The 20517-nt window shown below is 71.8% G+C and carries 16 protein-coding genes and 1 pseudogene; 7 read left to right on the forward strand and 10 right to left on the reverse strand.

Features of this window, described 5'->3' with window-relative positions:
* Window positions 1-279: 279 nt before the first annotated feature.
* The 5 genes from ACZ6KY_RS10315 to ACZ6KY_RS10335 form a co-directional block, all read right to left on the reverse strand.
* Window positions 280-1569: a citrate synthase gene (locus ACZ6KY_RS10315; RefSeq protein ID WP_469309898.1), complete on the reverse strand. Its 1290-nt coding sequence runs from the start codon at window positions 1567-1569 to the stop codon at window positions 280-282.
* Window positions 1570-1854: 285 nt separating this feature from the next.
* On the reverse strand, window positions 1855-4110 hold the full coding sequence (gene recD2 / locus ACZ6KY_RS10320; RefSeq protein WP_469309899.1) for an SF1B family DNA helicase RecD2: 2256 nt from the start codon (window positions 4108-4110) through the stop codon (window positions 1855-1857).
* 281 nt (window positions 4111-4391) lie between these two features.
* A complete protein-coding gene (locus ACZ6KY_RS10325; protein WP_469309900.1) occupies window positions 4392-5222 on the reverse strand; it encodes a sugar phosphate isomerase/epimerase family protein in 831 nt (276 codons plus the stop codon).
* Entirely contained in the window at window positions 5219-6376 is a 1158-nt protein-coding gene (locus ACZ6KY_RS10330) for a dihydrodipicolinate synthase family protein (RefSeq protein WP_469309901.1), read from the reverse strand. Before ACZ6KY_RS10330 ends, ACZ6KY_RS10325 begins: the two co-directional genes overlap by 4 nt.
* The gene (locus ACZ6KY_RS10335; protein ID WP_469309902.1) at window positions 6373-7524 is read right to left on the reverse strand and encodes a Gfo/Idh/MocA family protein; all 1152 of its coding nucleotides are present in this window, start codon (window positions 7522-7524) and stop codon (window positions 6373-6375) included. The genes ACZ6KY_RS10330 and ACZ6KY_RS10335 overlap by 4 nt, the downstream gene beginning before the upstream one ends.
* A 309-nt stretch (window positions 7525-7833) precedes the next feature.
* On the opposite strand from ACZ6KY_RS10335, the gene ACZ6KY_RS10340 reads away from it, so the two are divergent.
* From ACZ6KY_RS10340 to ACZ6KY_RS10350, 3 genes are all read left to right on the forward strand, one after another.
* Window positions 7834-8883, forward strand: coding sequence for a LacI family DNA-binding transcriptional regulator (locus ACZ6KY_RS10340; protein WP_469309903.1), 1050 nt, complete (start codon window positions 7834-7836; stop codon window positions 8881-8883).
* 351 nt (window positions 8884-9234) lie between these two features.
* Complete coding sequence (locus ACZ6KY_RS10345) at window positions 9235-10170, forward strand: bifunctional helix-turn-helix transcriptional regulator/GNAT family N-acetyltransferase (protein WP_469309904.1); 936 nt, start codon at window positions 9235-9237, stop codon at window positions 10168-10170.
* 214 nt (window positions 10171-10384) lie between these two features.
* Window positions 10385-11275, forward strand: a complete 891-nt coding sequence (locus tag ACZ6KY_RS10350; protein WP_469309905.1) for an MHYT domain-containing protein — start codon at window positions 10385-10387, stop codon at window positions 11273-11275.
* Here the strand turns inward: ACZ6KY_RS10350 and ACZ6KY_RS10355 are convergent.
* From ACZ6KY_RS10355 to ACZ6KY_RS10370, 4 genes and pseudogenes are all read right to left on the reverse strand, one after another.
* Complete coding sequence (locus tag ACZ6KY_RS10355) at window positions 11256-11870, reverse strand: RBBP9/YdeN family alpha/beta hydrolase (RefSeq protein ID WP_469309906.1); 615 nt, start codon at window positions 11868-11870, stop codon at window positions 11256-11258. The two genes, ACZ6KY_RS10350 and ACZ6KY_RS10355, sit on opposite strands and share 20 nt — an antisense overlap.
* A gap of 559 nt (window positions 11871-12429) precedes the next feature.
* Window positions 12430-13680, reverse strand: a complete 1251-nt coding sequence (locus ACZ6KY_RS10360; protein WP_469309907.1) for a Gfo/Idh/MocA family protein — start codon at window positions 13678-13680, stop codon at window positions 12430-12432.
* A 110-nt stretch (window positions 13681-13790) separates the two neighbouring features.
* Window positions 13791-14501: pseudogene (locus ACZ6KY_RS10365) on the reverse strand (3-phosphoshikimate 1-carboxyvinyltransferase); the annotation flags it as partial.
* 10 nt (window positions 14502-14511) lie between these two features.
* Window positions 14512-15417: an EamA family transporter gene (locus ACZ6KY_RS10370; RefSeq protein WP_469309908.1), complete on the reverse strand. Its 906-nt coding sequence runs from the start codon at window positions 15415-15417 to the stop codon at window positions 14512-14514.
* A gap of 114 nt (window positions 15418-15531) precedes the next feature.
* Between ACZ6KY_RS10370 and ACZ6KY_RS10375 the strand changes: the two genes are divergently transcribed.
* The 3 genes from ACZ6KY_RS10375 to ACZ6KY_RS10385 all read left to right on the forward strand — a co-directional run bounded on the left by ACZ6KY_RS10375 (window position 15532) and on the right by ACZ6KY_RS10385 (window position 19420).
* Complete coding sequence (locus ACZ6KY_RS10375) at window positions 15532-16443, forward strand: LysR family transcriptional regulator (RefSeq protein ID WP_469309909.1); 912 nt, start codon at window positions 15532-15534, stop codon at window positions 16441-16443.
* Between the two features lie 359 nt (window positions 16444-16802).
* The gene (locus tag ACZ6KY_RS10380) at window positions 16803-18671 is read left to right on the forward strand and encodes a glycoside hydrolase family 3 protein (protein WP_469309910.1); all 1869 of its coding nucleotides are present in this window, start codon (window positions 16803-16805) and stop codon (window positions 18669-18671) included.
* Between the two features lie 146 nt (window positions 18672-18817).
* Window positions 18818-19420: a hypothetical protein gene (locus ACZ6KY_RS10385; RefSeq protein ID WP_469310127.1), complete on the forward strand. Its 603-nt coding sequence runs from the start codon at window positions 18818-18820 to the stop codon at window positions 19418-19420.
* 28 nt (window positions 19421-19448) lie between these two features.
* On the opposite strand, the gene ACZ6KY_RS10390 is transcribed toward ACZ6KY_RS10385, so the two are convergent.
* Entirely contained in the window at window positions 19449-19838 is a 390-nt protein-coding gene (locus ACZ6KY_RS10390) for a hypothetical protein (protein WP_469309911.1), read from the reverse strand.
* A 184-nt stretch (window positions 19839-20022) separates the two neighbouring features.
* Here ACZ6KY_RS10390 and ACZ6KY_RS10395 point away from each other — a divergent pair, with 184 nt between their 5' ends.
* A complete protein-coding gene (locus ACZ6KY_RS10395; RefSeq protein ID WP_469309912.1) occupies window positions 20023-20499 on the forward strand; it encodes a hypothetical protein in 477 nt (158 codons plus the stop codon).
* Window positions 20500-20517 lie beyond the last annotated feature (18 nt).

Below are 20517 nucleotides of genomic sequence, written 5' to 3' on the forward strand. Positions count from 1 at the left end.
GATCCGTACGCGTCCCGGCAGATCGCACCGCACCACCGCAGAACGGCGAGTTCCGCTCGCCCGGTCACACCGTCGGCCTCCGTGCCGACACACAGCGATTCAGGCGCTGTCCCGCAGACGCCCGGCCGGATCCCGTGGGGGGAATCCGCACCGGGACAAGGAAAGCGCCCTGACTGCCGGCCCGTGGGGGGACCAGTAGCAGGGCGCTTTCCGTTTTTCTGCCTTGATACGAGCTTCACCGGGCCCCGCCTACGGAGCCCGGTGGTCGTGTACGAGCCTCTAGCGGGCCTCGACCGGCACGAAGTCGCGCTCGACGACGCCCGTGTAGATCTGCCGCGGGCGGCCGATGCGGGAGCCGGGCTCCTTGATCATCTCGTGCCACTGGGCGATCCAGCCCGGCAGCCGGCCGAGGGCGAACAGGACCGTGAACATCTCGGTCGGGAAGCCCATGGCGCGGTAGATGAGACCCGTGTAGAAGTCCACGTTCGGGTAGAGGTTGCGCGAGACGAAGTACTCGTCGGAGAGCGCGTGCTCCTCCAGCTTGAGGGCGATGTCCAGCAGCTCGTCGGACTTGCCGAGAGCGGAGAGGACGTCGTGCGCGGCGGCCTTGATGATCTTCGCGCGCGGGTCGAAGGACTTGTACACCCGGTGGCCGAAGCCCATCAGGCGGACGCCGTCCTCCTTGTTCTTCACCTTGCGGATGAAGGAGTCGACGTCGCCGCCGTTGGCCTTGATGCCCTCGAGCATCTCCAGGACGGACTGGTTGGCGCCGCCGTGCAGCGGGCCCCACAGCGCGGAGATGCCGGCGGAGATCGAGGCGAACATGTTCGCCTGCGAGGAGCCGACCAGACGCACGGTGGAGGTCGAACAGTTCTGCTCGTGGTCCGCGTGCAGGATCAGCAGCTTGTCCAGCGCGGAGACGACCACCGGGTCGAGCTCGTACTCCTGCGCGGGGACCGAGAAGGTCATGCGCAGGAAGTTCTCGACGTACCCGAGGTCGTTGCGCGGGTAGACGAAGGGGTGGCCGATCGACTTCTTGTACGCGTACGCCGCGATCGTCGGAAGCTTGGCGAGCAGCCGGATCGTGGAGAGGTTGCGCTGCTTCTCGTCGAACGGGTTGTGGCTGTCCTGGTAGAAGGTCGACAGCGCCGAGACGACCGACGACAGCATCGCCATCGGGTGGGCGTCGCGGGGGAAGCCCCTGTAGAAGTTCTTGACGTCCTCGTGCAGCAGGGTGTGCTGCGTGATTTCGTTCTTGAAGGTGGAGAGCTCGTCGACGTTCGGGAGCTCGCCGTTGATCAGCAGGTAGGCCACCTCCAGGAAGGTGGACCGCTCGGCCAGCTGCTCGATCGGGTAACCGCGGTAGCGGAGGATGCCCTGCTCACCGTCGAGATAGGTGACCGCGGATTTGTAGGCGGCGGTATTGCCATACCCACTGTCCAGCGTCACCAGACCGGTCTGGGCGCGGAGCTTGCCGATGTCGAAGCCCTTGTCGCCGACGGTGCTGTCGATCACCGGGTAGGTGTACTCGCCATCGCCGTACCGCAGTACTACAGAGTTGTCGCTCACGTCATCCCTCACCGACGTTGTGCCTCTTCTTCGAGGTGCCCTGACTGTCTCTACCATCCCCCATTTGGCCCTGGAGAGTGCACTCGGGGTCGACCATTGGGCCTATTGGCGGCACTCAGTGCCGCCAACCTGCTCATCCTGCCCCGTTCATCCCGCATCTGGAAGTGCTCTGTGACCTTCATGACTCGTTTGATCGATCATTTTTTGTGATGGACCACGTCTCGCGCCCGAAAGGCCCGGTTCAACGCTCGAACGGGCCGGTTCGCCTCGCGAGGAGGCGGTGCTTCACGAGCCGGACAGCCGGAAGTCCAGGGCCGTGCACCGGCGTCCCGCGGACACCGTACGCACCGCCTGGCCTATCGCCTTGCGCGAACCGACGAGGACGACCAGCTTCTTGGCCCGGGTGACCGCCGTGTAGAGCAGATTGCGCTGGAGCATCATCCAGGCGCCGGTCGTCACGGGGATCACGACCGCCGGGTACTCGCTGCCCTGGGAGCGGTGGATGGTCACCGCGTAGGCGTGGGCCAGCTCGTCGAGTTCGTCGAACTCGTACGGCACCTCCTCGTCCTCGTCCGTGCGCACCGTCAGGCGCTGTTCGACCGGATCGAGGGAGGTCACGACGCCCACGGTGCCGTTGAAGACGCCGTTCTCGCCCTTGTCGTAGTTGTTGCGGATCTGGGTGACCTTGTCGCCGACCCGGAAGACCCGGCCGCCGAGCCGCTTCTCGGCGAGGTCCGGGCGGCCGGGGGTGATGGCCTGCTGGAGCAGTCCGTTCAGGTGACCCGCGCCGGCCGGGCCCCGGTGCATGGGAGCGAGGACCTGGATGTCCCGGCGGGGGTCAAGGCCGAACTTGGCCGGAATCCGCCGGGCCGCCACGTCCACGGTGAGCCGCCCGGCCTCCTCGGTGTCGTCCTCGACGAAGAGGAAGAAGTCCTTCATGCCGTCGGTGAGCGGGTGCTGCCCGGAGTTGATCCGGTGCGCGTTGGTCACCACCCCGGACTGCTGGGCCTGGCGGAAGACCTTGGTGAGGCGCACCGCCGGGACCGGGCCGCGGTCGGCCAGCAGATCGCGCAGCACCTCGCCCGCGCCGACGCTGGGCAGCTGGTCGACGTCGCCGACGAAGAGCAGGTGGGCGCCCGGGGGCACCGCCTTGACCAGCTTGTTGGCGAGCAGCAGGTCGAGCATGGAGGCCTCGTCCACGACGACCAGGTCGGCGTCCAGCGGGCGGTCCTTGTCGTAGGCCGCGTCGCCGCCCGGCTTGAGCTCCAGGAGCCGGTGCACGGTGGAGGCCTCGGCTCCGGTCAGCTCGGCGAGGCGCTTGGCGGCGCGGCCGGTGGGCGCGGCGAGAACCACCTTGGCTCCCTTGGCGCGGGCCAGTTCCACGATCGAGCGGACCGTGAACGACTTACCGCAGCCCGGGCCTCCGGTGAGCACGGCGACCTTCTCGGTGAGCGCGAGCCGGACCGCCGCCTCCTGCTCGGGGGCCAGCTCCGCGCCCGTACGCCCCTTCAGCCAGGCGAGCGCCTTGTCCCAGACCACGTCGTGGAAGCCGGGCATCCGGTCCCGGTCGGTGCGCAGCAGGCGCAACAGCTGTGCGGAGAGCGAGAGTTCGGCGCGGTGGAAGGGGACCAGGTAGACGGCCGTCACCGGGTCGCCGCCTTCCGGACCAGGAACCCTCTCCCGTACGACGCCGGGGTCCTCGCCCTCGTCCGCGGGGGCCGCCAGCTCGGCCAGGCACTCGATGACCAGGCCCGTGTCGACCTGGAGCAGCTTCACCGCGTCCGCGATCAGCCGCTCCTCGGGGAGGTAGCAGTGGCCCTGGTCGGTGGACTGCGACAGGGCGTACTGAAGGCCGGCCTTGACGCGCTCCGGGCTGTCGTGCGGGATGCCGACGGACTGGGCGATCTTGTCGGCGGTGAGGAAGCCGATGCCCCAGACGTCGGACGCCAGGCGGTAGGGCTGGTTCTTCACGACCGAGATCGACGCGTCGCCGTACTTCTTGTAGATGCGGACCGCGATGGAGGTGGACACCTCGACGGTCTGGAGGAAGAGCATGACCTCCTTGATCGCCTTCTGCTCCTCCCAGGCGTCGGCGATCCTCCCCGTGCGCTTGGGGCCGAGCCCCGGGACCTCGATGAGCCGCTTGGGCTCCTCCTCGATGATCCGCAGGGTGTCCAGGCCGAAGTGCTGGGTGATGCGGTCGGCGAAGACCGGGCCGATGCCCTTGACCAGGCCGGATCCGAGATAGCGGCGGATGCCCTGGACGGTGGCCGGGAGGACCGTCGTGTAGTTCTCCACCGTGAACTGCTTGCCGTACTGCGCGTGGGAGCCCCAGCGGCCCTCCATGCGCAGGGACTCGCCGACCTGGGCACCGAGCAGGGAGCCGACGACGGTGAGCAGATCGCCGGCGCCGCGGCCGGTGTCGACCCGGGCGACCGTGTACCCGTTCTCCTCGTTGGCGTACGTGATGCGTTCGAGCACGCCTTCCAGCGTGGCCAGCCGCCGCTCATCCGTCTGGGCGGCCCCCGCCTGATTCGACATGATCCGACGGTACCGCCCGCCTCCGACAGCGCCCCGGGGCCGGGGACATCTCACCCGGTCGTGGGGCCTCGAAAGTCTTCGAGGGGCCCGGTCCATCGACCGGGCCCCTCGGTTTTCCCCTCCGTATCAGAACCCCCGCGATCCCCCCGGATCCCCCTCCAAAGGTCCTGATGCCACGTACGACCCGCGAGGCCGGGGAAGGGTTGCACGAACTTCCGAAGATTTTTTCGGCCCGCCGCGGCCGTACGGAATCATCGCTGGTCGGGCGGCACTTCGGGGTGCTACCCGGCGTGCTCCACGAACCGTGCCGCCGTCTCGGCCAGCACCTCGCGTCCGTCCCGGGCCCACAGCGCGTCGTTGAAGAGTTCGACCTCGATGGGCCCGGTGTAACCCGCCGCCTCGACGAGCCCCCGCCACGCGCGGAGGTCGATCGAGCCGTCGCCGAGCTGGCCGCGGCCGTTGAGGACGCCCTCGGGAAGCGGGGTGGTCCAGTCGGCGAGCTGGAAGGTGTGGATGCGGCCCCCGGCCCCCGCGCGGGCGATCTGGGCGGGGGCCGTGTCGTCCCACCAGAGGTGGTACGTGTCGACGGTGACGCCCACCTGGTCCGCGGGGAAGCGTTCCGCGAGGTCCAGTGCCTGGGCGAGCGTGGAGACCACACAGCGGTCGGCCGCGTACATCGGATGGAGCGGTTCGACGGCCAGCCGTACGCCGTGGGAGGCGGCGTACGGGCCCAGCTCGCCGAGCGCGTCGGCGATGCGCTCACGGGCGCCGTGCAGGTCCTTCGAGCCGGGCGGCAGGCCGCCGGAGACCAGGACGAGGGTGTCGGTGCCGAGCGTCGCGGCCTCGTCGACGGCGGCGCGGTTGTCGTCCAGGGCGCGCTGCCGCTCTCCCGGGTCGATCGCGGTGAGGAAGCCGCCCCGGCACAGGGTGGTGACGGCCAGACCGGCGTCGTGGACGAGTTTCGCGGTGGCGTCGAGGCCGTACGACCGCACGGGCTCGCGCCAGAGGCCGACGCCCGGGATGCCCGTCTCCAGGCAGGCTTGCACCAGTTCGGGCATCGTCAGCTGCTTGACCGTCATCTGGTTGACGGAGAAGCGGGCGAGGCTGCTCATGAGGTCACTCCGTACAGGGCGAGCAGGGTCTTCATCCGGGTCTCGGCTCGTTCGGGATTCGGGAACAGGCCCAGTCCGTCGGCCAGTTCGTAGGCGCGCGCGAGGTGCGGCAGGGAGCGCGCCGACTGGAGGCCGCCCACCATCACGAAGTGCTCCTGGTGGCCGGCGAGCCAGGCCAGCAGGACGACGCCCGTCTTGTAGAAGCGGGTCGGGGGCCGGAAGAGGTGCCGGGACAACTCGACGGTGGGGTCGAGGAGTTCGCGGAAGCCCTTGACGTCTCCGGTGTCCAGGACGCGTACCGCCCGCGCGGCGAGGGGGCCGAGCGGGTCGAAGACGCCGAGCAGCGCGTGGCTGAAGCCGCGCTCGTCGCCCGCGATCAGCTCGGGGTAGTTGAAGTCGTCGCCGGTGTAGCAGCGGACGCCGTCCGGGAGGCGGCGGCGCAGCTCGACCTCCCGGCGGGCGTCCAGCAGGGAGACCTTGACGCCGTCCACCTTGTCGGGGTGGGCGGCGATCACCTCCAGGAACACCTCCGTGGCCGCGTCCAGGTCGTCCGATCCCCAGTAGCCCTCCAGGGCCGGGTCGAACATCGGGCCCAGCCAGTGCAGGATCACCGGGTCGGCGGCCTGGCGCAGGAGGTGGCCGTAGACGTCGAGGTAGTCCTCGGGTCCGGCGGCGGTCGCGGCGAGCGCGCGGGAGGCCATCAGGATCGCCTGCGCGCCCGACTCCTCGACGAGGGCGAGCTGTTCCTCGTAGGCGGCCCGCACCTCGTGGAGCGTGGCCGGGCCCGTGAGCTGGTCCGTGCCGGCACCGCAGGCGATCCTGCCGCCGACCGCACTGGCCTCGGCGGAGGACCTTCTCACGAGCTCGGCCGCCCCGGCCCAGTCCAGACCCATCCCCCGCTGGGCGGTGTCCATCGCCTCGGCGACCCCGAGGCCGTGCGACCACAGGTGGCGCCGGAAGGCGAGCGTGGCGTCCCAGTCGACGGCGGCGGGCGAGTCGGGCGAGACGTCCGCGTAGGGGGCGGCGACGACGTGCGCGGCGGAGAAGACCGTACGGGAGGCGAGGGGTTCGCCCGTGGGGGCGATGGCGAGAGGCTCGGTGCGCGGCTCGTAGATGCGCAACCGGCCGTCGGCGCCCGGGAGTCGGATGGTCACAGAGAGATCTCCGGCACGTCGAGGCGGCGGCCCTCGGCCGAGGATTTCAGTCCCAGTTCGGCGAGTTGGACGCCGCGGGCGCCGGCGAGGAGGTCCCAGCGGTAGGGGGCGTCGGCGTAGACGTGCCGCAGGAACAGCTCCCACTGGGCCTTGAAGCCGTTGTCGAACTCGGCGTTGTCGGGGACCTCCTGCCACTGGTCGCGGAAGGAGTAGGTGGCCGGGATGTCCGGGTTCCAGACCGGCTTGGGAGTGGAACCGCGGTGCTGGACACGGCAGTTGCGCAGCCCGGCGACGGCCGATCCCTCCGTGCCGTCGACCTGGAACTCGACGAGTTCGTCGCGGTTGACGCGCACGGCCCAGGAGGAGTTGATCTGGGCGACCGCGCCGCCCTCCAGTTCGAAGATGCCGTAGGCGGCGTCGTCGGCCGTGGCGTCGAAGGGCTTGTCGCGCTCGTCCCAGCGCTGCGGGATGTGGGTGGCGGTGAGCGCCTGCACGGAGGTGACGCGGCCGAACAGCTCGTGCAGGACGTACTCCCAGTGCGGGAACATGTCGACGACGATGCCGCCGCCGTCCTCGGCGCGGTAGTTCCAGGAGGGCCGCTGGGCCTGCTGCCAGTCGCCCTCGAAGACCCAGTAGCCGAACTCCCCGCGGACGGACAGGATCCGTCCGAAGAAGCCGCCGTCGACGAGCCGCTTCAGCTTGAGCAGGCCGGGGAGGAAGAGCTTGTCCTGGACGACGCCGTGCTTGATGCCGGCGGCGTGCGCGAGGCGGGCCAGTTCGAGCGCTCCGTCGAGGCCCGTGGCGGTCGGCTTCTCGGTGTAGATGTGCTTGCCCGCGGCGACGGCCTTCCGGAGGGCCTCCTCGCGGGCGGACGTCACCTGGGCGTCGAAGTAGAGGTCGACGGACGGATCGGCGAGCACCGCGTCCAGGTCCGTCGACCAGTGGTCGAGGCCGTGCCGCTCGGCGAGCGCCTTCAGGGCGCTCTCGCGGCGGCCGACGAGGACGGGCTCGGGCCACAGCACGGTGCCGTCGCCGAGGTCGAGTCCGCCCTGGTCGCGCAGGGCGAGGATCGAGCGGACCAGGTGCTGGCGGTAGCCCATGCGTCCCGTCACGCCGTTCATGGCGATCCGCACCGTCTTGCGTGTCACGTCATTCCCTTCGTACGCGTCAGACGCCGAGCGCGCTCACAGGTGAGCGTGCTAGCAAGCGCTTTCTATCTGCTGAGAAGCTAGCCTCTGTGCAGCGGTCTGGACAAGACCACCGCTGAGACGAGTTGTTCGAGGGGGCGAACAACGGGGGCCGTTGGCCGTATGGTCTGCACGGACCCTGCCCACAGGAAGCGGCGCACTCGGCCTTCGACTCCGTGTTCGACGCCGTACGACGAGGTATGACCAGGCACGACGACGTACGAGACGTACGAAGTGGTACGACGAGACGCGCGACCGGAGGACGACGAGATGACGGTGACCCTGGCGGACGTGGCGGCCCGCGCGCAGGTCTCTCCCGCGACGGTGTCGCGCGTGCTGAACGGGAACTATCCCGTGGCCTCCTCCACCCGTGAGCGGGTGCTGCGCGCGGTGGACGAGCTGGACTACGTGCTGAACGGGCCCGCGAGCTCGCTGGCCGCGGCGACCTCCGACCTCGTCGGGATCCTGGTCAACGACATCGCCGACCCCTTCTTCGGGATCATGGCGGCGGCGATCCAGTCGGAGATCGGCGGTCCCGGGGGGCGCGCGGGCGGGGAGCGGCTCGGGGTCGTCTGCAACACCGGCGGCTCCCCGGAGCGCGAGCTCACCTATCTCACGCTCCTTCAGCGCCAGCGCGCCGCCGCGGTCGTGCTCACCGGCGGTGCCATAGAGGACACCGTCCACGCCGCCGCCGTCGCCACGAAGCTGCGCCGGCTGACGGAGGCGGGCACCCGGGTCGTGCTGTGCGGACGGCCGCCCGCGCCGGACGCGCCCGAGGCGATCGCGCTGACCTTCGACAACCGGGGCGGCGGCAAGCAGCTCACCGAGCATCTGATCGGCCTCGGCCACCGGCGGCTCGGCTACATCGCGGGCCCCGAGGAGCGCACGACGACCCGCCACCGGCTGGAGGGCCACCGCGCGGCGCTCGACGCCCACGGCGTCGAGGACGACCCGCGGCGCACCGTGCACGGCCGTTACGACCGCCGGTCCGGTTACGAGGCGACGCTCGAACTGCTGCGCCGTGACCCGTCGTTGACGGCCGTCGTCGCCGCGAACGACACCGTGGCGCTGGGCGCGTGCGCGGCCCTGCGCGACTCCGGGCTGCGCATCCCCGACGAGGTGTCCGTCGCGGGCTTCGACGATCTGCCGTTCAGCATCGACGCCGTGCCCGCGCTCACGACCGTACGGCTGCCGCTCTCCGAGGCGGGCGCGCGCGCCGGGCGGATCGCCATGGGCCGCGAGGAGCCGCCGCCGGGCGGGATCGCGACGGTGCGGGGGGAGTTGATGGTCCGGGGGTCCACCGGGGTTCCCCGGGGCTGACCTCCCCTTTCCCGGGGGCTGGCCTCTCTTTTCCCGGGGCGCCGCAGAGCTGAGGGCACCTGGCACGCGGCTCTTCCGGGCTTCCGGGCTTCCGGGCTTCCGGACCGACGTAATGGACCGGATGCCGCCGCTGGGCGCACGGGAACGCGCGGCGCGGTGGGCCGGAACCGGAGGGCGGGGCGCGGAGGGCGTCCCTCGCGGAGGGGCGGCGGCTCCGAGGGTGGCGGCCCGGGGGGATAGGCGGCTTCGGGTGGGGGTTCTATGCTCGGGGGAGTTGTTTCTCTGACTGAGTCAGCCGTTCGGGCCGAACAGGCCATCGTCGCCGTCCAGAGCCGAACTCCGGGGCCGATCATGACCGTCCAGGACATCCGCTCCTTCAACCGCTTCTGCACGAACGTCATCGGCGCGCTCGACTACGGGCGCCGTCTCTACGCGCCGTACACGCTCACCGAGTCCCGCGTCCTCTACGAGCTGGCGCACACACCCCAGGCGGACGCCGCGGATCTCCGGGCCGAACTCTCGCTGGACTCCGGTTACTTGAGCCGGATTCTGAACAAGTTCGAGCAGGACGGACTGGTCGAGCGCGCCGCGTCCGAGAGGGACCCGCGACGCCGGCGGATCACGCTCACCGCGCGCGGCCGGGAGGCCGCCGCCCTGCTCGACGAGCGGGCGCGCCAGACCGTGGGTTCACTGCTGGCGACCGTGGCCCCCGACGACCGCCCGCGGCTCGCGGAGGCGATGCGCACGGTGCGGACGCTCCTGGGCGACGGGCGGGCCGCGCCCCGCCGCGAGGATGTCGTCCTGCGCGAACCGGGCCCCGGCGACCTCGGCTGGATCGTGCAGCGCAACGCGGCGCTGTACGCGGCCGAGTACGGCTGGAACACCGACTACGAGGGCCTGGTCGCGAGGATCGTCGCCGACTTCGCCGAGGATCACGACCCCCACCTGGAGCGGGTGTGGATCGCCGAGCTCGACGGCCGGCCCGTCGGATGCGTGATGTGCGTACGGGACGACGCTCCCGGCACGGCCCGCCTGAGGCTGCTGCTCGTCGAGCCGGAGACGCGGGGTCTCGGCGTCGGTGACCGCCTCGTCGGGGCCGTCACCGACTTCGCGCGCGGTGTCGGCTATCACGAGCTCGTCCTGTGGACCAACGACGTCCTGGCCGCCGCCCGCCGTATCTACCAGCGCCACGGCTTCGCCCTGGTCGCCGAGAAACCGCACCGGTCGTTCGGCGCCGATCTGGTGGGCCAGGACTGGCGGCTGGACCTGCGCGCCGGCCGCGAGTGACGTGGACCGGACGCCGGCCAACGGGCTCGGGCAGGCGTCCGACAGGGCAACGGGAGACGTGCGCCGATCCCGAGATGTGAACAGCTCGTCCGCCCCTTGAGCGAAGTCGCATCACAGAGTTAACTCAAACGCCTACCGTAAGTGACCGCTCGCGCAACCTGAGTGCGAGACCGTGCTCCCCCAAGTGGCCCGCATTCATGGGGAGTTGGCATATATGCAAGGCACCGTGGACGGCTTCGGATACGGGTGGGTGACTCCGGCGGTCTCCTACCTCGTCGCCTGTCTGGGCAGCGCTCTGGGGCTGCGCTGCGTCGTCCGTTCCCTGAACAACCGGCAGTCGTGGAAGCCGGGTTGGCTGGCCCTCGGGGCGGCGACCATCGGCTGCGGTATCTGGACCATGCACTTCGTCGCGATGGCCGGCTTCCGGATCCAGGGGATCCAGATCGACTACGACGCCCGTCTGACGGCGCTCAGTCTCGTCGTGGCGATCGTGGTGGTCGGCATCGGCGTCTTCGCCGTGGGATACCGCGGAGCCACCACCGCCACCCTGACCGCCGCCGGGATCATCACCGGGCTCGGCGTGGTCGCCATGCACTACCTGGGCATGGCGGCGCTCCAGCTGAACGGGTCCCTCGAGTACGACTCGCTCACGGTCGGGGCCTCCGTGCTGATCGCGGTCGCCGCCGCGACCGCCGCCCTGTGGACCGCCGCCTCCTACCGGGGCTTCCCGGCCGCCCTCGGTGCCAGTCTCCTCATGGGCATCGCGCAGACCGGTATGCACTACACCGGCATGGCCGCCCTCGGAGTACATCTGCGCGGCGCGACGGACGCGTCGTACACCGGGATGTACGGCAACGCGTCGCCCGCCACGATCCTGCTCCCCATGCTCATCGGACCGGTCGTCTTCCTGATCCTGGCCGGAGTGGTGGTGATGTTCGACCCCCAGCTCGTCCTCGGCGACGGGGACTGGAGCCGGACCCCCCCGCGTCGGCGCCGCGCCACGACCGCCCTGCCCGAACGCCCCGCGTACCCTCCGCGCGCCGACTCCCTCTTCGAGCCCCGGGACCAGCGGACGGGCCGGCACTCTACCCCGCGCGGGCGGTGAGCTTCGTCGTCCCGTCGAGGCACCAGTCGAGCACCGCGGGCCACGGGCCGTAGCCCGCGTCCATGCCGAGGTGCCCGGCTCCGGGCAGGATCCGGGTCGGTACGCCCAGGGGGTCGCCGTACACCGTGCCGGCGCCCTCGGGGCAGTACGGGTCGTCGTCGCCGGCGACCAGCAGGGTGTGCCCGGGAAGCGTGAAGTCCAGCTCGGCCAGGGCGAACCCGGCGATCTCCGGCAGTCCCGCGAGGACGGAGGCGGACGGCGGGGCGACGAGCAGCACCCGGTCGACACCGGCCGCACCCGGCAGCCGGCGGGCGGCGGCGTGCAGCCACAGCACGGCCGAGGCGCTGTGGGCGACGACCACACGCTCGGCACCGGCCAACGCGCCCAGATGGCGGGCCACTTCCGCCAGCCACACCTCCAGGTCCGGGTCGTCGGGGTCCGGCAGCTGCGGATAGACGACGTGCTGCCCCAGCTCGCCGAGCCGGCCGGCGAGCCAGTGCTGCCAGTGGCCCTCCGGGCGGTGGTTCTGCCAGCCGTGCAGGATCAGGAACGCGCGCGGGGCTTCGGCGCTGTCATCGGAGTCGTACGAGGTCATGGGCTGATCGTTTCCGATCGCCGGCCTTTCGGTCCAGCCGGTCTTCCATGGTGGAACGGGTGAGCGGGACCGCGCGCACGGCAGCCGGCCTGGCCGGATGAGCGCCGTGACGGGGTGCCGCCCCGGCGGACGGTCTCCGTGGCCGCGCGGATCGCTCCGCGTACCCTCGCGGCCGGCCGGTCCCGGCACTCGGGCCACTCAGCCGCCGTCACCGAATGGATCGCAAAGTCGCGCGGCAGACCGTCCCCGCCCGGCGCCCAGAAGCGGGACCAGTCGCGCAGGACGCCCTCCAGGCGGGCGCCGGTGCGCTCGATCGCGGCGCGCGAACAGGAGTTGCGGGCATCGGTCTTGAGATCCACGCGGGAGACGCCCCACTCCTCGGAGGCGCCGTCGAGGTCGGGTTCACCCGGCTCGCCTCCTCCGCGCAGCGTCGAGCCGGTCGTCCGTGCGCCGGCAACGCGGCTCCCGGTGCGCCGTGGCGCCGACCGCCCGTCCGGAGGCCGGGGACACCTGGGCGTAGGGGGCGAGCATGCCGGTCGGGGCTGCGCGTGCCGAGCGGTCATACGGCCTCGACGGTGCCGGCGTGCCGGGCGCGTTCGGCGGCCAGGACGGTGAGATGGCTGGTCAGGGACTCCCGCGGGCCGGACTTCACCAGGCCGGGGTTCCCGGTGGCGACGGCGGCGACGAACGCGTCCATCAGACCGGCGTCGCCTCCGCCGTGGCCGCCCGCGGCGTCCATGGCGCCCGCGGCGGCGAGGTCGACGGCCTCCTCGGTCCGGGTCAGGAAGTCGTAGACGCTCAACTTCTCGCCGTCGCCGCGCAGTTCGCCACGGGTCCCGAAGATCCGGGTCCGGCGGTCGGCCTGTTCGGTGAAGGCGGTCATGGTGAAGGTGGCGGTCGCGCCGGAGGCGAACTCCATGGACACCACCTGGTGGTCGACGACGTCGTTGTCGCAGGCGTACACGCAGCGCCCGTACGGGCCCTCGCGCAGGGCGGTCTCCAGCGCCTCGGGGGTGAAGTCGTCGACCAGCACGCTCAGCGGCCAGTGGTGTTCGCCGCGGGCGAGCCGGTCGCCGTACTCGCGCCGGGCGGAGTAGGGGCAGGTGTTCTCCACCGCGCAGTCCAGGCAGCGGTCGGCGGCGCCCTCGGGCCTGTTCTCGGGCCGGAAGTGCGAGAGGCGTCCGAAACTGGAGACGCGGACGGGGGGTTGCCCCAGGATGTACTGCAACCAGTCGATGTCATGGCAGGACTTGGCCATCAGCATGGACGTCGCCCGGTCCGTACGGCCCCAGTTGCCGCGGACGAAGGAGTGGGCCTGGTGCCAGAAGCCGACGGGTTCCAGGTGCTGGACATTCACGACGTCCCCGATCCGGCCGGAGTCCACGACCTCCTTCACGGCGCGGGTGTACCGGGTGTAGCGCAGGACGTGCCCGACCGCGAGGGTCACCCCGGCCCTCTCCACCGCGTCGACGATCCGCCGGCACTCGTCCTCGGTCAGGGCCATCGGCTTCTCCAGCAGGATGTGGTAGCCGAGGGCCGCGAACTCCAGTACCGGTTCCAGGTGTTCGCGGTCCATGGTGCAGATCAGCACCGCGTCCGCGATCCGGCCGCGGGCGGCCAGCACCCGCCAGTCGTCCACCGCGGCGTCCGGCCCCAGGGCGTGGGCGGCGGCGAACCGGCGCCGCCGGGTCTCCCGCGGCTCGGCCACGGCCACCACCTTGGCCCGGTCCGGACGGTCCAGGGCCCAGCGCGCGTGGCCGGTCCCGCGGTCCCCGGCACCGACGACGGCGAGTGTGACGACGGAGGGCATGTGTGGACCGCTTTCCCAGTCGGGTCGCAGGCGCGGTTGGCGCTGTCCGTCGGGAAGTTAGCCGCCCGGGATCTCCGCGACAAGACGCCCGCGGCGCTCACCGGTCCGTCTCAGCCGTCCGCCCCGGCCGCTCCGGCGGCCGCCCAGGCCCCGAACACCTCGTGGAAGGCCGGGAACGTCTTGCGTACGCGTCCCGGGTCGTCGAAGCCGATGCCCGGGGTGCGCAGCGAGGTCACCGCGAAGGCCATCACGACGCGGTGGCCGCCGTACGTCCTGATCTCGGCCGGGGAGGGGACGCCCGGGTGGATCTCGGTCCAGTCGGGGCCGGTCTCCACCCGGACGCCGAGCCGCCGGAGGTTCTCCGCGCAGGCCTCGAGACGGTCGCACTCCTTGGCCCGGGTGTTGGCGACGTCCTCGATCCGGACCGGACCGGAGGCGAAGGGCGCCAGGGCGGCGAGCGTCGGCATGGTGTCGGAGATGTCCCGCATGTTGACGGTGAGGCCGCGCAGTTCGCCGGTGCCGCGCGCGGTCGTGCGGTCGGACCCGGTCTCCACGCGCGCGCCCATCCGGCGCAGGACGTCCACGAAGCCCAGGTCGCCCTGGAGCGCCCGCGCGCCGAGGCCGTGGACGGTGACCTCGCGGCCGGTCAGGGCGGCCGCCGCGAAGAATTAGCTCGCGGTGGAGGCGTCGGGCTCGACGGGGTAGGCGGTGGCCCGGTAGCCGCCGGGCGCCACCTCGAAGGCATCGCCCTCCACCCGTACGTCCGCCCCGTACGCGCGCATCATCGCGAGGGCGATCCCCACGTACGGGGCGTCGACAACGGCCATGGGGTCATGCTGGCGCCCCGGCCCGCTCCGGCGCCGGAACGTCCGCCGACTGGACCTTGCGTGGCGTCCGTGAGGTGAGCGCCACCCCGCCGACCAGCAGGGCCGCCGCCGCCCACCGCAGCGGGCTGACCGGCTCGTGCAGGAACAGCGCCGCCGACGACATCCCGAAGACCGGGACGAGCAGCGAGAAGGGCGCGACGGTGGACGCGGGGTGCCGGTGCAGCAGCCAGCCCCAGGCGCCGAAGCCGAAGACGGTCGTGACCCAGGCGACGTAACCGACCACGGCGGCGCCCTGCCAGTCCAGGGCGCGCAGGGCGTCGAGGTCGCGGGACGGGCCCTCGGTGAGCAGGGACAGGCCGAGCAGCGGGAGGACGGGGACGGTGCTCACCCACACCATGAAGTTGAGCGGGTCGGGCGGGGACGCCTTGCGGGTGAGGACGTTGGACAGGCCCCAGCAGGCCGCCGCCGCGATGACCAGGGCGAAGGCGCCGAGTGGGCCGGCCGTGCCCTCGTCGGCGGCGGCCAGGCCCACTCCGCACAGGGCCACCGCCATGCCCGCGAGCCGGACGCGGGTGGGGCGTTCGCCGAGGAAGGCGAAGGCGATGAGCGCGGTGAAGACGGCCTGGATCTGGAGCACGAGGGACGACAGTCCGGCGGGCATCCCCGCGTCCATGCCGATGAACAGGAGCCCGAACTTCGCGACGCCGAGGGCGAGTCCCACCGCCACGATCCACTTCCAGGCCACCTTGGGGCGGCCCACGAAGAACACGGCGGGCAGAGCCGCCACCAGGAAGCGCAGGGCCGAGAAGAGGAGGGGCGGGAAGTGGTCGAGTCCGACCTCGATGACGGTGAAGTTCACGCCCCAGACGGCGGCGACGAGCACGGCGAGGCTGATGTGGGTGGGTCGCATACGTCGAGCATCGGACGACCGCACCATGTAGCACCAGCGCGAATATCTGTAGGGATGGATGAAGCAGTGCTTACGTAAGCTGGGGGTGAGCGATGCCGCGACCCGGGAGGCCCGATGCTCGATCTCCAGCGCCTGCGCGCCCTGCACGCCGTCTCGGTGCACGGCACGGTCGGCGCCGCCGCGGCCGCCCTCGGCTACACCCCGTCCGCCGTGTCCCAGCAGATCGCGAAACTGGAGCGGGAGACCAGGACCGTCCTGCTGGAACGGCGCGGGCGCGGTGTCCGGCTCACCGAGCAGGCCGAACAACTCGCGGCAACCGCACAGGAGTTGATGGCGATCGTGGAGCGGGCGGAGACCGAGTTGGAGGAGCGCCGGGGGCTGCCGGCGGGGCGGCTGACGGTGGCCGCGTTCGCCTCGGCGGCCCGCGGTCTGCTGCCCGCCGTCCTGGCCGATCTGGCCGCCCGGCACCCGGCCCTGGACACCCGGCTGACGGAGATCGACCCGCATCTGTCGGTCGACCTGGTCGCCAAGGGCGCGGTCGACCTGGCCGTCGCGCACGACTGGGACATCGCCCCGCTGCCCGCCCCGCAGGGAGTGGAGCAGGCGGTGATCGGGGACGACCTGTGCGATCTGCTCGTCCCCGCCGGGCACCCCTTCGCCGGGCGGGCCGCCGTACGACGGGAGGACCTGGGCGGCCAGCGGTGGATCTGCCAGCCGCCGGGCCGGGTCTGCCACGACTGGCTGGTCCGCACCCTGCGCGAGGCGGGCCACGAGCCGGACATCGTCCACCAGGCCGAGGAGAACCCGACCCTCATCGCCCTCGTCGCCGCCGGTCTCGGCATCGCCCTCATCCCGCGCCTCGGCCGCGGCGCCCTTCCCGAAGGAGTGGTCGAGGTACCGCTCGACCCGCTGCCCGTCCGCCGGCTGTACGCGCTGTGGCGCTCCGGGGCGGCGCGCCGCCCGGCCATCGCCGAGACGGTCCACACCCTCCAGGCGCACTGGCCGGCGGTATCGGCGCGCGACTGAGCGGGCCCGCGCGCACCCCGGGGGGCGCGGCGGAGCGGGTCCAGGTGGTCTCATCCGTCCCACCCGTCCCGACTTCCGGCATTCGCCCGGATCCCGGGAACCCGGACCCCTCCCGCTTCGTCACATCCGCATGCTGACGGACGAGTCTCCGCAGTGCGGTGTCGGCTTCGCTGCTGGCTGCGATCGCTGACCAACCCTCTCCGCCGCCTGCGGCCGGCAGCACGCCGTCACCGGCGCGCCCCCCTCCAACTGCGCCGGTGGCGGCCCCTTCCCGGATACTGTGCACACCCTTGACTGGAAGAAACTTCCCGGATATTCGTGACTCCTCGGAAGTTTCCTTCACGAGGGAAGGAGCGCTTGTGCGCGACTCCAGCACGGGAAGCACCGCAAGACCGTCCGGGCCGACCGAGCCGGACAGACCGTCAAGACCCTCCCGGCGTACGGTTCTCGCCGCCACGGCGGGCATCACCGCCGCGCTGGCCGCCGGACCCCGCGCCCACGCGGCCGGCGCCCGCCCGGGCGCCGACAGGGAACTGCGCGCCCTGATCTCCCGTATGACCCTGGAGGAGAAGGTCGGCCAGCTCTTCGTCATGCGGGTGTACGGCCATTCGGCCACCGCGCCCGACCAGGCCGACATCGACGCCAACCTCACGGAGATCGGCGTCCGGACGGCCGCCGAGCTGATCGCCAAGTACCGCGTCGGCGGCATCATCTACTTCGCCTGGGCGCACAACACCCGCGATCCGCACCAGATCGCCGGCCTGTCGAACGGGATCCAGCAGGCCTCGCTGGAGCAGCCGCGCGGGCTGCCGCTGCTGATCTCCACCGACCAGGAACACGGGATAGTGGCACGGGTGGGCAAGCCCGCGACGCTGTTCCCGGGCGCCATGGCGCTGGGCGCGGGCGGCTCGCGGGCCGACGCCCGGACGGTGGGCCGCGTCAGCGGTGCCGAACTGCGCGCGATCGGCATCAACCAGGACTACTCCCCCGACGCCGACGTGAACGTCAACCCGGCCAACCCGGTGATCGGCGTCCGCTCCTTCGGCGCCGACCCGGACGCGGTGGCGGGCCTGGTGGCGGCCGAGGTGAAGGGGTACCAGAGCTCGGGTGTCGCGGCCACGGCCAAGCACTTCCCCGGCCACGGCGACACCGCCGTGGACAGCCACTTCGGCTTCCCCGTCATCACCCACAGCCGTGAGCTGTGGGCGGCCCTCGACGCGGTGCCCTTCCGGGCGGCGATCCGCGCGGGCATCGACTCGCTCATGACCGCGCACATCATGGTCCCGGCGCTCGACCCGGCCGGCGACCCCGCCACCCTCTCCCACCCGATCGTCACCGGCATCCTGCGCGGCGAACTGGGCTACGACGGCGTCGTGGTGACGGACTCGCTGGGCATGGAGGGCGTCCGGACGAAGTACGGCGACGACCGCGTCCCCGTCCTCGCTCTCAAGGCCGGTGTCGACCAGCTCCTCAACCCGCCCGACCTGAGCGTCGCGTGGAACGCGGTGCTCAACGCCGTACGCGGCGGCGAACTCACCGAGGCCCGCCTCGACGAATCGATCCTGCGCATCCTGCGGCTCAAGGCGAGGCACGGGGTTCTGAGCGACCCGTACGTCCGTGACGCGGACGTGGACCGGGTGGTCGGCATCCCGTCGCATCTGAGGGCGGCCGACCGGATCGCCGAGCGCACCACCACGTTGCTGGTCAACAAGGCGGGGCTGCTCCCGCTGTCCCGGCGGCGCACCCCGAGAGTGCTGGTGGTGGGCGCCGATCCCGCCTCCCCGTCGCTGTCCGACGGACCGCCCACCACCGTCCTCGCCGCCGCGCTGACCGAGCTGGGCTTCACGGCGACGGCCCTGTCCACGGGTACGGCACCGTCGGCGGCGACGATCGCCCAGGCCGTCACGGCGGCGGCCGACGCGGACGCGGTGGTCGTCGGGACGTACAACCTGACGGCGGCCGGGTCCCAGAAGACCCTGGTCGAGCGTCTGCTCGCCACGGGTGTCCCGGTGATCGCCGTCGCCATCCGCAACCCGTACGACGTCGCCCTGCTCCCCGGGGTCGGCGCCTGCCTGGCCTCGTACTCCTGGACCGATGTCGAAGTACGCGCCGCCGCCCGGGTGATCGCCGGCCGGGTGGACCCGCGGGGCGGACTCCCCGTGGTGGTGCAACGGGCGGACGACCCGGCGCAGGTGCTGTATCCGATCGGGTACGGGCTGACGTACTAGCCGTACGCAGCCCACCCGGCGCGCCACCCCCAAGTGAGCCAAAGGGCCCCGGATGTCTGGCGTGTGCCCGCCTCGGCGGGTCACGCTGGGCAGGGGTCGGGGGGTGAGCCGTGCGAGCCAGCTCGGTGTGTCGGCGTTCCGCGGGAATGGTGTGCGCTCTGCTGCTGGCCGGGACCGCCCTCGCGGGCTGCGACCGCTGGTCCGGATCCGGCTCCGGAGCCGCCGGTCCCGAACCGGCGGCGGCCTCGACGCGCCCCTCCGGCTACGGATCGGTCTTCCTGGGCCGCGGCGAGTGCAGTTCCTTCGGCACGACCAGTTTCACCGAGGTGCCCTGCGGCAGCGAACGGGCCGCCGCCCGGGTCACCGCCCGCTACGACGGCGACGTCGCGGACGGCCCGTCCTGCCCGGCGACCACGGACTTCGTCCTGCGCATCGGCGAGACCGAGCCCCCCTCCGGCGGGAGCGGCGACACCGCCGTCCCCCGGGGCTACGCCTGCATGCGCAAGCTCGAACCCCCGCACCCCGGCGACCCGGGCGGCGGCGGAGGCCCCCGGACCATCGTCGGCGACTGCGTCTACGGATCGGGCCGCGGACAGGTCCGCGAGACGGCGTGCGACGGGACGGGCGGGAAGCGCCCTCAGTACAAGGTGACGTCGGCGGTGACGACCCGCCCCACGTGCCCGTCCGCCACGGAGCTCTACGTCGATCTCGGCGGCACCAGGCCGGTGGGCTGCGCCCGCCCGGTGTGAACCGGCGAGGCCCCCGGAGGAATACGGCTCAGCAGAGGATCCAGCCGGAACTCACCGAACCCGAGCCGACCGAGCCCTTGATCCGGACGCAGCGATGGCCCGCGTACAGGGTCACCGGGCCCGCGTGATGCGCGAAGCGCCCGGAGTCCATCACGGGCCGGCCGCCGCGCGCCTGCACGCTGACCGACATCCGCTTGCGGGAACCCCGTGCCCCGGGGAAGGTCACCGCGCAGACATAGCCGCTGCGCTTGTACACCTGCACGGAACCGGTCGTGAAGGGCAGCGTGCGGACCTTGCGGCCCGAGCAGCTGGACGGGGCCGCCTGGGCGCTGCCCGGGCTCATGATCGCGAGCAGTCCGGCCGCGGTCAGCACGGCCAGGCCGAGCGCCAGCCGTCGGCGTATCGCACCACTGTCCACTGTCGTCCCTCCCGCGGCAATCGGCGTACTGGTGTACGGACGCAGGACATACGGCGGATGGTTGCGTACCGCTACGACATCGCTGTCGATCCCGCCTCACCCGTGAGAGGTTTTTTCCTTTTTCAGGACAACCGTGCCCGTTTACCCGGGGTCCAACTGGTCAGAAAACGAAAGGCGGTAGTTCATGTCCGGCATCAAGTCCTCCCGTACGACCAGCCGCGCACTCGTCGCCGCGGCCCTTCTGATCACAGCCGGTGCCTCGGCGCCGGCGGTCGCGAGTTCCACCGCCCCACCGCCCGCCCGCAGCGGGAGCAACGGCCCCGCCTACGACCGCGTCGCCGACTTCTACGGCGCCTACGTCGACGCGGTGACCGACGGGGGTTCCGGCCGCCTCAGCACCCAGCTCCGCTCGTTCTACCTGACCCCAGGGCTCCGCACCCGGCTGACCACATGGGAGAACCACCAGCACGCCGACGGGGTGCTGCGCGCCCAGGACGTGCCGAGCGCCTGGAAGGTGACGCCGGGCGACAGCGGCGCCGGGCACACCTGGTCGACGGTCCGGCTGACCTGGGGCTCCGTCCAGCACCCGACGTACACCTATCTGACGGTGCAGTCGGATCTGGCGACGAAGAAGATCTCCGACATCAAGCCGAGGAGCTGATATCGGGCCCAGGAACTG

The organism is Streptomyces sp. NPDC042002 (genome assembly GCF_055588305.1).

Excerpts from the sequence above, each read along its gene's own strand:
- recD2 (WP_469309899.1), bottom strand. The coding sequence starts at position 4,110 with ATGTCGAATCAGGCGGGGGCCGCCCAGACGGATGAGCGGCGGCTGGCC.
- ACZ6KY_RS10345 (WP_469309904.1), top strand. The coding sequence starts at position 9,235 with ATGACCGTCCAGGACATCCGCTCCTTCAACCGCTTCTGCACGAACGTC.
- ACZ6KY_RS10375 (WP_469309909.1), top strand. The coding sequence starts at position 15,532 with ATGCTCGATCTCCAGCGCCTGCGCGCCCTGCACGCCGTCTCGGTGCAC.
- ACZ6KY_RS10325 (WP_469309900.1), bottom strand. The coding sequence starts at position 5,222 with ATGAGCAGCCTCGCCCGCTTCTCCGTCAACCAGATGACGGTCAAGCAG.
- ACZ6KY_RS10355 (WP_469309906.1), bottom strand. The coding sequence starts at position 11,870 with ATGACCTCGTACGACTCCGATGACAGCGCCGAAGCCCCGCGCGCGTTC.
- ACZ6KY_RS10370 (WP_469309908.1), bottom strand. The coding sequence starts at position 15,417 with ATGCGACCCACCCACATCAGCCTCGCCGTGCTCGTCGCCGCCGTCTGG.
- ACZ6KY_RS10360 (WP_469309907.1), bottom strand. The coding sequence starts at position 13,680 with ATGCCCTCCGTCGTCACACTCGCCGTCGTCGGTGCCGGGGACCGCGGG.
- ACZ6KY_RS10340 (WP_469309903.1), top strand. The coding sequence starts at position 7,834 with ATGACGGTGACCCTGGCGGACGTGGCGGCCCGCGCGCAGGTCTCTCCC.
- ACZ6KY_RS10350 (WP_469309905.1), top strand. The coding sequence starts at position 10,385 with ATGCAAGGCACCGTGGACGGCTTCGGATACGGGTGGGTGACTCCGGCG.
- ACZ6KY_RS10395 (WP_469309912.1), top strand. The coding sequence starts at position 20,023 with ATGTCCGGCATCAAGTCCTCCCGTACGACCAGCCGCGCACTCGTCGCC.
- ACZ6KY_RS10385 (WP_469310127.1), top strand. The coding sequence starts at position 18,818 with ATGGTGTGCGCTCTGCTGCTGGCCGGGACCGCCCTCGCGGGCTGCGAC.